Source organism: Metabacillus litoralis (genome assembly GCF_003667825.1).
Lineage (GTDB): Bacteria > Bacillota > Bacilli > Bacillales > Bacillaceae > Metabacillus > Metabacillus litoralis_B.
In genome coordinates, this window is sequence record NZ_CP033043.1 from 3,429,949 (window position 1) to 3,447,423 (window position 17,475).

11 protein-coding genes and 1 riboswitch are annotated in these 17,475 nt (G+C 37.3%); all 11 genes read right to left on the reverse strand.

What is annotated here, in order from left to right:
- Positions 1-456 precede the first annotated feature (456 nt).
- Entirely contained in the window at positions 457-2,145 is a 1,689-nt protein-coding gene (locus D9842_RS16995) for a methyl-accepting chemotaxis protein (RefSeq protein ID WP_121663523.1), read from the reverse strand.
- Between the two features lie 208 nt (positions 2,146-2,353).
- Entirely contained in the window at positions 2,354-3,064 is a 711-nt protein-coding gene (locus D9842_RS17000; protein ID WP_162987470.1) for an EAL domain-containing protein, read from the reverse strand.
- Positions 3,065-3,136: 72 nt separating this feature from the next.
- Positions 3,137-3,224, reverse strand: a riboswitch (cyclic di-GMP riboswitch).
- 159 nt (positions 3,225-3,383) lie between these two features.
- Positions 3,384-6,260 (reverse strand): excinuclease ABC subunit UvrA, encoded by a 2,877-nt coding sequence (uvrA, locus tag D9842_RS17005; protein WP_121663525.1) that lies wholly within the window; start codon positions 6,258-6,260, stop codon positions 3,384-3,386.
- 7 nt (positions 6,261-6,267) lie between these two features.
- Positions 6,268-8,253 carry an excinuclease ABC subunit UvrB gene (gene uvrB, locus D9842_RS17010; RefSeq protein WP_121663526.1) on the reverse strand — a complete coding sequence of 662 codons (1,986 nt, stop codon included), beginning with the start codon at positions 8,251-8,253 and terminating at the stop codon, positions 6,268-6,270.
- Between the two features lie 359 nt (positions 8,254-8,612).
- On the reverse strand, positions 8,613-8,846 hold the full coding sequence (locus tag D9842_RS17015; RefSeq protein ID WP_180320396.1) for a DUF2198 family protein: 234 nt from the start codon (positions 8,844-8,846) through the stop codon (positions 8,613-8,615).
- A gap of 12 nt (positions 8,847-8,858) precedes the next feature.
- On the reverse strand, positions 8,859-9,299 hold the full coding sequence (locus D9842_RS17020; protein ID WP_121663527.1) for a GNAT family N-acetyltransferase: 441 nt from the start codon (positions 9,297-9,299) through the stop codon (positions 8,859-8,861).
- Between the two features lie 101 nt (positions 9,300-9,400).
- On the reverse strand, positions 9,401-10,987 hold the full coding sequence (locus tag D9842_RS17025; protein WP_121663528.1) for a peptide chain release factor 3: 1,587 nt from the start codon (positions 10,985-10,987) through the stop codon (positions 9,401-9,403).
- Between the two features lie 1,024 nt (positions 10,988-12,011).
- A complete protein-coding gene (locus tag D9842_RS26000; RefSeq protein ID WP_162987471.1) occupies positions 12,012-12,188 on the reverse strand; it encodes a hypothetical protein in 177 nt (58 codons plus the stop codon).
- A gap of 64 nt (positions 12,189-12,252) precedes the next feature.
- On the reverse strand, positions 12,253-13,251 hold the full coding sequence (locus D9842_RS17030; protein WP_121663529.1) for an inorganic phosphate transporter: 999 nt from the start codon (positions 13,249-13,251) through the stop codon (positions 12,253-12,255).
- 13 nt (positions 13,252-13,264) lie between these two features.
- On the reverse strand, positions 13,265-13,888 hold the full coding sequence (locus D9842_RS17035) for a DUF47 domain-containing protein (protein ID WP_121663530.1): 624 nt from the start codon (positions 13,886-13,888) through the stop codon (positions 13,265-13,267).
- 257 nt (positions 13,889-14,145) lie between these two features.
- Entirely contained in the window at positions 14,146-17,322 is a 3,177-nt protein-coding gene (locus D9842_RS17040) for an efflux RND transporter permease subunit (protein ID WP_121663531.1), read from the reverse strand.
- Between the last annotated feature and the right edge of the window lie 153 nt (positions 17,323-17,475).

Consider the following 17,475-nt stretch of genomic DNA (forward strand, 5'->3'; position numbering starts at 1 on the left):
AAAGTTTGAAGAGCACTACCCTTTAACTTTTTATATGTATTCGTCTTACTTGAAGACCATGCAAAATTGGTATATGATGGATATAAAAACATATACTAAAAGACGATTGGTGAACGTACACCAACCGCCTTTCATTGTTTCAGTTACTCCGCAGTGCAAGTTGCGGTGGCTGAGGCTTGTAGAACATAATACGATTAGCTCACTTCCTTCATCGCCAAATGTCAGGGTGGGCTAGTCGTTTTTATTTCCGCTGTTTCCTGTTGCGGCTATAATCGAAACGACCAGAGCGGCAAATGCAATCATCGTATCCAACTCTTCACGCGTGATGTACAAGGCATCACCCCCGATCTGCCCCGGGAGTAACCACCGCAGCCCAACCCCTGCATAGTAACTTGTTATATTATACCATTTTTAGAAGCTGCTTTTTATCTCACTATTTTCCTATCTACTGCTAAATTATAATTTAAATTTATTGACAACTACCTTTAATTCCTCAGCCATTTGCGCAAGAGCTTGAGCTGATGCATCAATTTCTTCCATCGAAGCCAATTGTTCTTCAGCTGAAGCTGCTACCTCTTCAGAGCTTGCCGCATTAGCTTGGGAGAGTTGAGATATTTCCATAGCTGAATTGGTAATTTCATCAATGCTAGCCGATATTTGTTGAACAGTTGCTGTTACCTGTTCAATTTGTGGTGTCATATTTCTTGTACTAGAAAGGATTTGCGTGAACTTATCAGATGTTTGTTCTGATACTTTTACCCCTTCCTCAACATTCGTGACAACTTCATTCATGATGTTCACTGATTCATCAGTATCTTTTTGGACTAAGGCAATTAACTCTGCAATACTTTTTGTAGACACTTGTGATTGCTCAGCTAATTTTCTTACCTCATCTGCAACAACAGCAAAACCTTTACCATGCTCACCAGCTCTAGCTGCTTCAATCGCTGCATTTAAGGCTAATAAATTTGTTTGTTCAGCAATACCGCTGATCACATCTAATATCGAGCCAATTTCTTTTGATCGTTTTGATAATGAGGTCACTTTTTCGTTTGAACGACTAATAGACTCAGAGATAAACTTCATTTGTGCCAAATTATTTTCAACAAACGTTCCACCTTCCTCGGCTTCTTTTGTTGTTTGTCGTGATAGTTCAGACACATTTGCTGAGCTTTCAGAAATATGTTGAATTCCTTGTAAAACCTCTTGTAATGAAGTTGTGTTGCTTTCTAATTTTGTTGTGGTTTCTTCAGCCCCACTTGAAATCTCCTGAATTGCAGATGAAACAGTTTCTGATGCTCTACTTGATTGTTCCGCACTTGCATTCAATTGCTCTGCTGATGCCGCTACTTGATCAGAGCTTGTATAAATCGAACTAATCATTTCTTTTAAGTTATCTGTCATTTGTTCAAAAGACTCATTTAGATAATAGATTTCATCTCTACTCTTAATCTTTAATTTTTCGACGTTTAAATCTCCAGCTGCTACTTGCTTTGCCATGTTTCCTAATTTTACAACAGGTCGTGATATGAAGATGGAAATAACAACACCACATGCAATAGCAAATAATAGGGCAAAAACACTTAAAATCACTACTTTCACTCTTGCGTTATCTGATGATTCATGTGTTTCCTTATATCGAACATCTAATATTTCTTTTAACCAATTATGCATTGAAAGGGTATCTTCTGTTAGACGAGTGCTTATAGGAACAATTTGCGCTAGTCCCTTATCAATAGCTTTCTCTTTATCAACCAAACTTTCATCCAGAATTTGATTTGCCTTTTCTCTAAACTCAATATTCGAGTTCTCAATTGAATTTAAACGATCAACCGTTTCCTGCAAAGTGGATAATTCTTTCCCTTTTAAAATTGCCGCATTAATACGATCATTTGCTTCATTCATTTTGTCTCGATAGCTATTATCACCATATAGCAAAAATGCACGATAATATCCAGATTGTTGCGCTGAATCGGTTTGAATCGATTGAGTAATTGCACGTATCTCAGTAACAGTTTCAACAATATAATTGTATGATTCATTTGACTGCTTCATATTGGAATATGACACATATGAAGCGATCCCAAAGATCAATGAGACGATTAGGAAGCTTCCTATTAATTTCCGTTTGATTGTTAATTTCATGATGTAAATATCTCCTTTTGTCTGATTTAGTAAAAAACAAAAAAACACCTTTAATCCAAGCATGTACATCTTGGAATTAAACGCGTTATTAGCAAGTGGCAGGATCGCTACCCTTATACCAATATCTCTTCCTTATACAAAACTAAATATTATAAAGTAACAGGGTCGCTATTCTTTCCTAATATTTACTTCATTCTTAAGTTTTTGATTAGCCATTACTAACATCAGCATAATTGCTTAATAACTGCGGTCTCCCTAGTAAAAAACCTTGGCCTAATGGAACGGATAGGCTTTGAGCTATCTGTAAGTCTTCCACTGTTTCTATGCCTTCGAGAATGACAGTATTATTATATCGTCTGCAATAGTCTAATATTAAATAGATAAATGCTTGTTTTTTTTCTGACCGGTGCAAATCTTGGGAAAAATAGCGATCGAGTTTTATATATTCGGGGTCAAGCTCAATAATATCTTGTATATACGCTTTACCCTTTCCTACATCATCAAATGCAATACTAATACCATAATTTCTTAAAATAGCAATTCTCTCTTTTAATTGTGCAAGATCTCTAACAGTCTCAACCTCTGATAATTCAAATGTGATAGTTCGACTGGATAGCAACTTTTCTGTAGCTAGCTTGTTTATAAAATCCAGAAATTCATGATGGAAAATAGTTGATGGAAAAATGTTTAGAAATAGCTTTTCTTTTGATTCATTCGGGCGAAACATTTTAAGAGCTTTGTAAACGGACTGAGTATCTAGTTGATATAATTGATTGTTTATGATTGCTTGTTGAAAAAATAATTCCGGATTAGAAAAATCAGTAGATCTTAGAAGTCCCTCATAACCAATCCTTTTCTTATCCTTTAATGAAAAAATAGGTTGAAAATGATGATAGATGTTTCCTTCGTTGATCGTCACGTAAATCCCCCCTTTGTTAGAAAAAAAGTGAACGAGAAGAATACTCGCTCACTTTACAATAGTAAAATATTCTCCGGCGGCTAGGCTACCATAGTAGATGATCTACCTTAGGTCCTTGGCTTTGCGCCCTTATCTTTCAATAAGTTTGCCTTTATCATTTTGTAGGTCTATTATACCACAACAAATTATTACAATTTCACCAACCGTTCGACAAATAATGACATTTTTCCCATTTACTATATTAACTCTACTTCTTAGTTATTAAAAATAGAAAAAGAGGCTGAACATATCATTCAGCCTCTACCTCAAATTAACCAAATTAACTTTGCGCTACTTCTTCTTTTTCTTTAATCAGATTTCTCATTCGCTCACGATCGCGCTCTATAATTGGCTTTAAATATTTACCTGTATAAGATTGTTCGTTATTCATAATATCCTCTGGTGTACCAAAGCCTACGATCTGACCACCTTTGTCTCCACCTTCAGGACCAAGATCAACAATATAATCGGTACCTTTAATAACATCAAGGTTATGCTCGATGACAAGAACGGTATCACCATTATCCACTAGGCGTTGAAGAACTTTTAAGAGTCTTGCGATATCATCAACATGTAAGCCAGTTGTCGGTTCATCAAGGATGTAGAGTGATTTACCTGTTGAACGTCGGTGCAGTTCTGATGCAAGCTTCACCCTCTGTGCTTCCCCACCGGAAAGTGTCGTTGCGGGTTGACCAAGAGTAATGTAACCAAGGCCTACATCAAAAATCGTTTGCAGCTTTCGTTTAATCTTAGGAATATTTTCGAAAAACGTTACTGCATCTTCGACTGTCATTTCTAAGATATCAGAAATGTTTTTCCCTTTGTAGGTAACTTCCAATGTTTCACGGTTGTATCGTTTCCCATGACAAACTTCACATGGGACATACACATCAGGTAGGAAGTGCATTTCAATTTTAATAATTCCATCTCCACGGCAGGCTTCACAACGTCCACCTTTAACATTGAAGCTGAAGCGGCCTTTTTTATAGCCTCTAACCTTTGCCTCATTTGTTGTTGCAAACACATCACGTATGTCATCAAATACACCTGTATATGTTGCAGGATTGGATCGCGGTGTCCGACCGATCGGTGATTGATCAATATCAATGACCTTTTCAAGTTGTTCAATTCCCTTAATTTCTTTGTGCTCACCTGGCTTCGCCTTAGCATTATGGAGCTTTTGCGCTAGAGATTTATGCAGTACTTCATTGACTAATGTACTCTTACCTGATCCTGAAACACCAGTAACAGCGATAAACATCCCTAGCGGAAATTTCACATTCACATTACGCAGATTATTTTCTTTTGCACCTTTAATTTCAATATATCGGCCATCAGGTTTTTTACGCTCGTATGGTAAAGGAATAAACTTTTTCCCTGATAAATATTGACCTGTTAATGAGTTTTCATCACTCATGACTTCTTCAGGTGTGCCTGCCGAAATAACCTGTCCACCATGAATGCCTGCTCCAGGACCAATATCAATTAAATAATCGGCAGCAATCATTGTATCTTCATCATGTTCAACAACAATTAGTGTATTTCCGATATCACGCATATTTTGTAGTGTCTGAATGAGACGGTCGTTATCACGTTGATGAAGTCCAATTGATGGCTCATCAAGTATGTATAAAACACCTGTTAAACGTGAGCCAATTTGAGTGGCAAGACGAATTCGCTGTGCTTCTCCTCCAGATAGGGTTCCGGCTGCACGATTTAATGTTAAATAATCTAAGCCAACATTATTTAAGAAACCTAACCGCTCGCTAATCTCTTTTAAAATCAAATTCGCAATCGTCATTTCTTTTTCTGTTAGAGATAAATTTTGAAAGAATTTAAGTGAATCCTGAACAGACAGTTTTGTTAGCTCTCCAACATGGTTACCCTGAATTAACACAGCAAGAGATTCCTTTTTCAAACGATGCCCCTTACATGTTGGACAGTTTTGCTGTCCCATGTATTTCTCCATTTGCTCACGGATAAAATCAGAGCTCGTTTCTTTGTAACGTCTTTCTACATTGCGAATAACGCCTTCGAACTGAATATAATTTTCTCGAATTTGTCCGAAATCATTTTCATAACGGAAATATATTTCCTCGCCATCGCTGCCGTAAAGGATTTTATCTAGTAGGTGCTTTGGAATGTCCTTTACTGGAATATCCATATCAATTCCATAATGATTGCAGACTGCTTCAAGCATTTGCGGATAATATTGAGAACTAGTTGGTTCCCATGGGGCAATCGCATGCTGTTTCAAGGTTAAATCTTTATTAGGAATAACAAGATCTAAATCCACTTTAAGCTTTGAACCGAGACCATCACATTCTGGACATGCTCCAAACGGGCTGTTAAACGAGAACATTCTTGGCTCAAGCTCACCAATTGAGAAACCACATTGCGGGCAGGCATGATGCTCACTGAAAAGCAGCTCTTCTTCACCCATCACGTCGATAATGACTCTTCCTTCTCCAAGACCTAAAGCTGTTTCTAATGAATCAGCAAGTCGTGAAGCAACACCTTCTTTTACAACAATACGGTCTATTACAACCTCAATCGAATGCTTTTTATTCTTTTCTAAAGAAATTTCTTCCGATAATTCCTGCATTTCTCCGTCTATTCTTACACGGACATAGCCTTGTTTTTTAATGTCCTCGAACACTTTAACATGCGTTCCCTTGCGACCTGACACAACTGGAGCAAGAACCTGTAGCTTTGTTCGCTCTGGATACTCTAGAATACGATCAACCATTTGTTCAATGGTTTGGGACGATATTTCAATGTCATGAATCGGACATGTGGGACGCCCGACTCTTGCGAAGAGAAGACGCAAATAGTCATAAATTTCCGTTACAGTCCCAACCGTTGATCGTGGGTTTCGGCTAGTTGTTTTTTGGTCAATTGAAATAGCTGGTGATAATCCTTCAATCGCATCAACATCAGGCTTATCCATTTGCCCTAAAAACTGACGAGCATATGCTGACAAAGACTCTACATAGCGACGTTGTCCTTCAGCATAAATCGTATCAAATGCGAGTGAAGACTTACCGGATCCAGATAGCCCGGTAAGCACCACAAGCTTGTCACGCGGAATGGTTACATCTATGTTTTTTAAGTTGTGGGCACGTGCTCCCTTCACAACAATATGTTCCATTGCCATTATCGCTTCATCCTTCCGCTTTTAACTCTAAAATCAAATCACGCAGCTCTGCAGCTCGTTCAAAGTTCAACGCTTTGGCTGCTTCCTTCATTTCATTTTCCATTTCAGCAATCACTTTATCTCGTTCTTTCTTCGTTAATTTCGTTAACTTACTCGCAGCTGTTGCCTCGTACTCTTCAGGAGTTTCAGCAGCAGTTGTTGCACGAATAACGTCACGAATTTCTTTTTGAATGGTTTGAGGAGTGATTCCATGCTTTTCATTAAATTCTATCTGAATTTCACGACGACGCTTAGTCTCATTAAGTGCAATTTCCATCGAATTTGTGATTTTATCGGCGTACATAATAACATGTCCCTCTGCGTTACGGGCTGCACGACCGATTGTTTGGATAAGAGAACGTTCTGATCTTAAGAAGCCTTCCTTGTCTGCGTCAAGAATAGCTACAAGCGAAACCTCTGGAATATCCAAGCCCTCTCTCAGTAGGTTGATTCCAACAAGAACATCATATTTGCCAAGACGAAGTTCTCGGATGATTTCAATCCGCTCTAATGTTTTTATTTCTGAATGTAAGTAGTTTACTTTAATCCCGATTTCTTTAAGGTAGTTTGTTAGATCCTCAGACATTTTTTTCGTTAGAGTTGTAATGAGGACACGTTGATTTTTTTCAACTCTTGCGTGAATTTCGCCAATTAAATCATCGATTTGTCCTTCGATTGGACGAATATCAATCGTAGGATCTAATAGTCCTGTCGGGCGGATAATCTGCTCAATCATCTCAGGTGAATGGTCCATTTCATAAGGACCGGGAGTAGCAGATACATACACAATGTTTTCAATATGCTTTTCGAATTCTTCAAATCTAAGAGGACGGTTATCCATTGCAGATGGTAACCGGAATCCATGGTCCACTAGCACCTGTTTACGGGCCTGGTCACCATTAAACATACCCCGAATTTGCGGCAATGTAACATGTGACTCATCAATAACAATCAGTGAATCTTCAGGAAAGAAATCTAGTAACGTATAAGGAGTGGATCCTGATGGGCGAAGTGTTAGGTGACGAGAGTAGTTTTCGATACCGGAGCAAAAGCCCATTTCCCTCATCATTTCTAAGTCATATCTTGTTCTTTGCTCAAGGCGCTGAGCCTCTAGCAGCTTACCATTTTCACGCATTTCCTCTAAACGTTCCTCTAGCTCTGCTTCGATATTTTTAATGGCTTTCTCCATTTTTTCTTCTCTTGTAACGAAGTGAGATGCCGGGAAAATGGCCACATGCTCGCGCTCTCCCATGATTTCTCCTGTTAAAGCATCAACTTCACGGATTCGGTCAATTTCATCTCCAAAAAACTCTACCCGAATGCATTGTTCATCTCGAGATGCTGGAAAGATTTCCACCACATCACCGCGAACACGGAACGTTCCTCTTCGGAAATCAATATCATTTCGCTCGTATTGAACATCTACCAATCTTCTTAAGAGCTGATTTCGTTCAATTTCCATCCCTGTTCTTAATGAAACCACTAGCTCCTTATATTCCTCTGGCGAACCGAGGCCGTAAATACAAGAAACACTGGCAATAATGATGACATCGTTTCGTTCAAAAAGAGAGGATGTTGCAGAGTGACGAAGTTTATCTATTTCATCATTAATGCTGGCATCTTTTTCAATAAATGTATCCGTTTGTGGAACATATGCCTCTGGCTGATAATAATCATAGTAACTAACAAAATACTCAACTGCATTATTGGGGAAAAAGTCTTTAAACTCGCTGTATAGCTGCCCTGCCAATGTTTTGTTATGGGCAATAACTAATGTGGGTTTATTTACTTCTTTTATTAGATTCGAAACGGTAAAGGTTTTACCTGTACCTGTTGCACCTAGTAGTGTTTGATGCTTTTTTCCTTGTTTAATTCCCTCAACTAACGCTTGAATTGCTTTAGGTTGATCACCTTGCGGCTTGTATTTTGAGACTAATTCAAATTGCTCGCTCACGCATAAGCCTCCATTCAGAAAATGTCAATATCAATAGTTTACCACATTTGTGTGGAAAATCACTAAAAATACGAACTAAAGTTCGTGTTTAGTTTTAAATTATTATTCATATTTGTATTCGGGCTGTTAATTTAGCTAACATAAAAACACGGTCGTTCCATTGCGCTCCAGACACTATAGTTTTATAAAATTATTCAAAAAGAACAATTGTTACTGATAAGGCTTTCAATAATAAAAAACAAGTTTATGTAAGTAACTCATTTTTGCAACTTTCTAAGTCAAACTTACAACCAAAGAAAAAAGAGCATACAGAGCAGCCCTTTTTCTTTCAGTATTTCTTTTTTTGTTCAACCTCAAACCTATTTCTTCTTATGTAGGTTATCCTTCATTTTTTTCGCATAGAAGAAGCCTACTCCTAGTGATACGATATCAATAAAATAAATGCTTGGACCGTGTGTGTAGCCTTTTATGTAAGAGGCTGTTAACAATGCCGCAGTTAGGGCTGTTCCTACATAGTGATTATAGCTGACACGTGTAAACAGTAGCACAAGAAGAAATGGCATAAAGATGGCTAAAATAATTTTAATTACCATATAAATCTCCTGTTAAATTGATAAATTGTAAAAATAAACAGCATCTTCTTTTTCATAGCCTAAGCTTTCATAAAGAGTCTGTGCTTTTACATTGTCTTTTGTTGTTTCTAAAAGAATGCCCGCGGCCCTTGTTTCGACTGCAAGATCCTTTGCTTTATTCATCAGTGCTTTTCCTACTCCATGACGGCGATAATCTTCGGCAACGAATAAATCGTTTAATAGCCATTTGCGATTCATACCTACTGATGTAAAAATCGGATAAAGCTGAACAAACCCAGCTGGAGAATCGCTTTCCACTGCTAAGAAGATAACAGACTCATTATTTTCGATTCGCTCTTTTATAAATTCTTTTGCACCTTCAAGATTTGATGCTTGTCCGTAAAACATTCTGTATTGATTGAATAACTGTGATACTTGGTCTAACTCATTTAAAGTCACTTTTAGAATATTCAATTGCTTTCCCTCTATTCCCTTATCTATGCTTTCATCATATCATGGAAAATTGTCAAAAAACCACAAAAAGACTAATCCCCTTGAGGAATTAGCCTTCTACCTTACTTTTGTGATGTTACACCTTGATAATCGTTTTCTTCTAATAAATCGACTAGCTCAATGTCTTTTTGATTTTCTAAGAAATAGCGTAAAGTGAATTCATTTTCAAATAGAACTGCGTATGCACCATAACGGTCACGAACAAGCATACTTCTTGAATCAAAGAAGCGTTTATCAAACTTTTCACTTTTAATCCATCTTGGAATTCGTTCACCTAGTGGAGTGAATTCGATATCAACGTTATACTCAGCTTTCATACGGTATTCAAATACCTCAAATTGCAGCTGACCAACAGCACCTAGAATAATGGAATCATTCATTTCCTGACGATAAAGCTGAATTGCCCCTTCTTGAACAAGCTGCTCAATTCCTTTACGGAACTGCTTTGCCTTCATTACGTTTTTCGCTTGCACTCGTTTGAACAATTCTGGTGGGAATTGCGGAAGTTCTTCATATTGATACGAATCCTTTCCGCCAATTAACGTATCACCAATTTGGTAAATGTTTGGATCATAAATTCCGATAATATCCCCAGGATACGCTTCATCTACTGTATCGCGATCCTTTGCCATAAAGGCTTGTGTTTGATTTAACTTAATCGTTTTGTTCGTTCTGCTTAAATTAACACTCATGCCACGTTCAAATTTTCCTGAGCACACACGGAAAAACGCAATACGATCACGGTGAGCCGGATTCATATTCGCTTGGATTTTGAAAATATAGCCTGAGAACTGATCTTTTTCCGGCTCAATTAAGCCTTGATCTGTTTTACGAGGCTGTGGCTGTGCAGCAAATTGCAGGAATGTATCAAAAAATGTTTGCACACCAAAGTTTGCAAGGGCACTGCCAAAGAATACTGGTGTAAGCTCTCCTTTTTCCACTCGCTCCGATGTGAATTCATTTCCTGCTTCCTCAAGTAACTCCAGCTCACCTAATGTATCTTGATAAATAGGATTTTCTTCAATATCCGTGTTAGCAAGGTCGTCTAGAGAAAGTATCTCTTCCTCTTCATCACCTTTAAAACGAACAAATTGCTTATTAAACCGATCATGTATACCTAAGAAACGTTTACCGCTTCCGACCGGCCAATTCATTGGATATGACTCGATTCCAAGCACTTCCTCAATTTCTGAAAGAAGCTCTAACGGATCTCGTCCTTCACGGTCAAGCTTATTAATAAACGTAAAAATAGGAATACCTCTCATCCGACATACTTTAAAAAGCTTAATCGTTTGCGGCTCAACACCTTTGGTTGAATCGATAATCATGACAACACTGTCAACGGCTGTTAACGTACGATATGTGTCTTCACTAAAGTCTTCGTGTCCTGGTGTATCTAGGATATTCACGTGAAACTCATGATACGGGAAACTCATAACACTTGAAGTAACCGAGATTCCACGTTTTTTCTCGATCTCCATCCAGTCTGATGCAGCAAATTTGCCCGATTTTTTTCCTTTAACCGTCCCTGTTGAACGAATGATTTGACCAAAGAAAAGTAGTTTTTCTGTTAACGTTGTTTTCCCAGCATCCGGGTGAGAGATGATGGCAAACGTACGTCGTTTATTTATTTCTTGTTGTAAGCTCATTAGCAATAACCTCTTTTAAATAAATTCGTGCTTCAAATATACTACAAAGCAGATGAAAGAACAATTTGTTGTTTATGGTAAAGGGATTTCATAGTTAGTTTATTCACCACAAAAAAAGCTGCCAATAAAGGTTTCGAGTTTCCGTAAACTACCGAAACATATATAAATATAATCTGAAATGACCATCAATCCTCATATTGTTTTGATGGTCACTTTATGTTTTTATATTGAGTTTTTTCATTACATTTACTTATTGATTAAACTGTTACCTAAGCTAAAGCAAACACATTTCTCGTTTGCGTATACTTTTTTCACTTTTTCACTTAAAAACGATACGCAAATAGGGAAGTATGTAAATCACAAGCGCCTATCATACTTATTTTCCCTTTTTCTGGATCTTGCGAATGGTTTTAACCTGACTAGCTATACAAAAGCATACACATTTCTCGTTTACGTATGCTTTTTTCACTTTTTCACTTAAAAAGGATACGTAAATGGAAAATAACTACAATTTTAAGCTCCATTCATATTAAATTTCCCTTTTTCTGGATCTTACGAATGGTTTTAACCTGACTAGCTATGCAAAAGCATACACATTTCTCGTTTACGTATGCTTTTTTCACTTTTTCACTTAAAAAGGATACATAACTGGAAAATAACTACAATTTTAAGCTCCATTCATATTGAATTTCCCTTTTTCTGGATCTTGCGAATGGTTTTAACCTGACTAGCTATACAAAAGCATACACATTTCTCGTTTACGTATGCTTTTTTCACTTTTTCACTTAAAAAGGATACATAACTGGAAAATAACTACAATTTTAAGCTCCATTCATATTAAATTTCCCTTTTTCTGGATCTTGCGAATTGTTTTAACCTGACTAGCTATGCAAAAGCATACACATTTCTCGTTTACGTATGCTTTTTTCACTTTTTCACTTAAAAACCATACACAAATGACTAAGTATTAACGATAGCTTCCCATTTTTTATTACAGAAAAAAGCAGAAGTAAAATACTCCTGCCTATCTTCCATATTTTCTAATCGCGCTTTTCCTCACATTTTTTCGTTCATTCTTTGAATCAACTAAATTCCAAGCAGTAGTGTAACGGTATTTCTTACCCCATACCGAAATCAGCATGCGCATTCCTGTGATAAGGCTCAATAATAATAAACTTACAATTAAAAATAAGATATCCATTTTATCTCCCCCAATCTTCCTTGTACACATTTATATGTGAGACGAGGGGAAACATTCTCAAAAATTATAAGAAGAACTGAAGAAAATAATAGACAATTCCTGCCAAAATAGCAGCTGCTGGCAGTGTTATTACCCAAGTGAAAATCATGGTTTGGGCTGTACCCCAATTAACTCCTTTTACTCGATTTGAAGCACCTACACCCAGAATGGAGGAAGAAATCACATGTGTTGTACTAACGGGTAGATGAAAAAAGGTAGCTGCAAAAATAATTGAAGCCGATGACAGATCTGCAGCGACCCCGTTAACTGGTCGGATTTTCATAATTTTGTTTCCAACTGTTTGAATAATTCTCCACCCTCCAATAGATGTACCCAATCCCATTGCTAAAGCACAGGAAAATTGTACCCAAAACGGAATATCCATTGTTTGATGATAGTTATTGGCGATAAGAGCTAATGTGATGATCCCCATTGCTTTTTGGGCATCATTTGTCCCATGTGTATAGGCTTGAAAAGCAGCTGTTAAAATCTGAATTCTCCTAAATCGATTATTCGATTTTGTTAGCGAATGATTTTTGAACAATACTTTAAAGAGACTAAAAACAACATATCCAACGATAAATGCTAGAATTGGTGAAATTAGCAGGGATTGAACAATTTTTATAAACCCTGAGTAGTTAATGCTTCCAAAGCCAGACGCAGCAATTGCTGCTCCAACAATTGATCCAATAATCGCATGTGAGGAGCTGCTCGGAATCCCGTAATACCAAGTAATCAAATTCCATGCTATTGCTGAGACAAGGGCCGATAAGATCACAACCGATCCATTTTCTAATGTAAATGGATCCACAATTCCACTAGTAATCGTTTTTGCCACACCGGTAAATGTAAGTGCCCCAACAAAGTTCATAACCGCTGCAAGAATGACGGCATGTCTTGGCTTGAGCGCTTTGGTAGAAACACTCGTTGCAATCGCATTTGCTGTATCATGAAATCCATTTATAAAATCAAAAGCCAAAGCACCGACAACAATGAAGCAGGTAATAAGCAACGTCATCTCCATCTAGCTCGGCTCCTTACGCATTTTTCATCACAATGCTATCAAGTGTGTTCGCCACTTTGCGACAGCTGTCAACAATGCCCTCAAGAGATTCATAGATGTCCTTATACTGAATGATTTTAATTGGATCTTTTACAGTAGCAAATAGATTTTTCACAGCTGTACGAAGTAAGTTATCACTATTCGCTTCATGTTCTTTGAGTTTTAAAGAGTACGGTGAGATTGCTTGTAATTTTTTCTGCGATAAACATGTAATAGCTAACGAAATCTCAACGGCACATTGATGGTTAATGTTCACGAATTTCCTCATATGCTCCGTTACGTTTGTTACGGAATACATTTCAAATAGTGCGGCAGTATGTTCAATACCATCCAGTACATCATCGATATCAATCGCCAGCTGAAGGATGTCCTCTCTATCGATCGGTGTGATAAACGTTTGATTAAGCTCTCTCGTAATTGTTTGGATGAGCTCATCACCAGTTGATTCATATTCTTTGATTGCTTCTAAGAAAATCTGTAATTCATGATGATTTGATATGTTTTGTTCAATACAATACTGCGTTGTTGATTGAAGATTATCTGTCATTTTTAATAATAGCTCTGAAAATTTATCTCTTTTACCCTTTGAAAACACCATTTATTCCCCCAAGAAACCTTGTCCTTATTTATTGTTACGTATGTAATTATAAAAACATGTCAAAATTATCTAGTTAACTCGTATTGTAGCTTATTCAATGGTTATTATGCTAGATAGTTGGAGAATATTTTCGTCGACATTTGTCTAAATTAGTCGACTTGATGAAGTCGAGTTTATCTTTATTTTTTGCACTCGTTTCCAATAAATTGAGCAAAAACCAAAAAAGAACCCAACACAACGTGTCAGGTTCTCAACTTTTATTCTTCTTCAACTAACGTTTTTTTACGACGGATCTTGCTTAATGCTTCATATACAATTGGCACGATCACAAGCGTTAATAACGTTGAACTTGTTAAGCCACCAATTACCGTTACACCAAGGTCTTTCGAGATCATCCCGCCGCCTTCTAGTCCTAGTGCTAATGGGATGAGGGCACCGATTGTTGCAATTGCCGTCATAAGGATAGGACGAAGACGAGTTGTACCCGCTTCTAAGATGGCCTCACGTGTACTTAAGCCTTCTTTCTCCTTGTGGATCACGCGGTCAATTAATACAATCGCGTTTGTTACAACGATACCGATAAGCATTAGAGCACCAATCATTGAGTTAACACTTAATGTTTCACCAGCAATTAATAAGCCGACAAGGGCACCAATTACCGTAAACGGTAAGGAGAACAGAATCGCAAATGGCGCTAGTGCTCCACCGAAAGTGATAACTAAGATCAGATAAACAATCGCAATCGCTGCTAACATGGCTAACCCTAATTGAGTAAATGATTCTTGGATGTCTGCTGATACACCGCCCATATTTACTTCAATTTTTGAAGGAAGATCTAGATCATCTACCTTTGTTTGAACATCTGTTGAAACTTTTGCAACATCATCCGTTGTGATTTCACCTGAAACGGAAACATAGATTTTTCCATCACGTCTTGTGACAGTATTTGATGTTTCACCTTCTTGTACGTCAACTACATCACCAATTTTCACTTCTGTTCCAAGTGGAGATTGAATTGTTTTTTCCGTTAAATCATCAACCGTTTCATATGTTTCTTCTTCTACTTGAAGATACACATTTAGGTCTTCACCGTCTTTTTCAACTGTTGTTAATACTGGACGTTCTCTTGTTGGGTTAAGCGCCATCCCAATTTGAGCTGCTGTTAGTCCGTACTTACTTAACTCTTCTTGATTAGCTACAAATGTATACTCATCATATGTTTCTGACATACTGGATTCTACATTTTTAAGAGAATCATTGTTTTCCATAATCTCTTGGATATCTGCTACAACAGGCTCAATGTCTTCCAGGCTGTTACCATAAACATACATTGTTATCGCATTGCTAGATCCCATCGAAGCAAAGTCTTGTGAAGCCCATTCTCCACCTCCAGCTGCTACTTCAATTAAATCTTCAACAACTTGTTCTTTTTCTTCCGCAAATTCTGGTGTGTCATCTTCATAAAGAATGAAGAACATCGCACTGTTTGTGTCACCAGGGTTCATTGGGTTTTCACTACCAAGTGAATATTGTACGGTTTTCACATGTTCTCTATCCAAGAAGAATTCTTCAGCACTTAAAGCTGCTTCTTCTGCTTGCTCTCTTGTTTCACCTGGCTCTGGTTTGTACGTAACGATCATCATCTTTTCTTCTTCAGAAGATAAGAAACTAACACCGATAACCGGAACTAAGAATAAGCTTCCTACTAACATAGCGATCGCAATCAGAGATGTAATGATCTTGTGGTTCAACGTCCAATTTAGAATGGAACGATAAGCACCTGTCATTTTGCCTGGTTTGTGTTCGTCATGTTGCTTTAATTTTTTGCTTTCACCATATAAATTTTTCTTAAATAAACTGTGCGCCATCATTGGTACAATTGTGATCGCAACTAATAATGATGCTAAAAGCGCAAATACCATTGTTAATGCGAATGGTAAGAATAGTTCCCCGATCATTCCTTTTACAAGCGCTAACGGTAAGAATACCGCGATTGTAACAATTGTTGAGGACATGATTGGTATGAACATCTCTTTTGTTGCTTCACGAACTAATGCCTTACCTTTTAATTGTTCACCTTTGAGTGACATTCTTCGGTAAATATTTTCAATAACAACGATCGAGTCATCAACAACACGACCAATCGCTACAGTCATTGCACCAAGTGTCATCATGTTCAGCGTAATTCCCATTTGATTTAACAGGATAATCGCGATCAATAATGACAACGGAATTGAAATAATTGAGATTAATGTTGATTTAATATCTCTTAAGAATAAGAGAATAATGACAACCGCGAAAAGCGCTCCAAATAGTGCTTTACTTAGCATCGTTCCGACTGACTCTTCAATTGGTGTTGCCTGGTCAAGTGTGTAAACAACATCAAGACCTTCAATTTCATCTTCGAAGTCAGCTAATTTTTCTTCAATACCGTTGGCAACATCTACTGTATTAGCGTCTGTTGCTTTTACAATTTGAACGCCAATTGCTTCCTTCCCATTAGTACGAGAAATTGATTCAGCTTTTCCGACTAACTCAATATCTGCAATTTCGGATAGCTTTACAGTAGGTAATTCGATGTTTGCAGGCATTTGTGCTTGGGCTTGACCTGCACCAGCTTGCGGTGACTGAACGGTCATATCAGCTGATTGACCACCTTGTGCTGCTGCCTGTTGATTTCCCTGCGCCGAAGGCATAACTGGAATTTCAATATTTTTCAAATCTTCAATAGTTGTAATGTTCCCATCGACTACAACAGATTTTTCTGTTTCATCTAACGTTAATACGCCTAAAGGAAAAGTAACATCCGAGCCTTGGATAAGACCTTTAACTGTCTCAGCATCTAATCCTAGCTCTGCCATTTTATCTTCTTTAAAAGTAAATTCTACTTCCTCTAACTGTTGACCAGATACTTGAACAGAAGAAACACCTTCAACCCCTTCTAAGGCTGGGAGTATTTCGTCTTCCACAACTGTTGTAAGCTCTGCAAGTGATTGATCATCATTTGCAATACTTAATGCTAAAATAGGGAATGCATTTAAACTAATTCTTGAAACGCTAGGCTCATTAACACCATCGGGAAGTTCAATATTAGTTAATGCATCGTTTAGCTCGTCTTCAGCTTCATCCATATTTTTTTCAAATCCGTATTCGATTTGAAGAGATGAAGCATTTTGCATAGAATTTGAGCTAACAACATTCACTCCATTTAAATTTTGAACAATCTTTTCTATCGGTTCTGTAACATGATCAGCAACTTCCTCAGGTGTAGCCCCTGGATAAATCGTTGTAACGGAAATAATTGGGGTATTAATATTCGGGATTGTTTCAAGCTTCATGTTTAATCCAGAATATAATCCAGCTACTGTTATAATAATTGTAAGCAGCCATACAGCAAATTTGTTTTTCAAAACAAAATTAATTATGCTATTCATAACATCCTCCATTTTTTAGAATCCAATTGACTATCGGGTCACAATAACTAATAATATAAATGACTAGTCAGTCACAGTCAATGAACATTTTGTTAATAAACTTTAATTTTTTTGTAAATGTTCTTATGTATACCCTGTAAAACATCATATAAA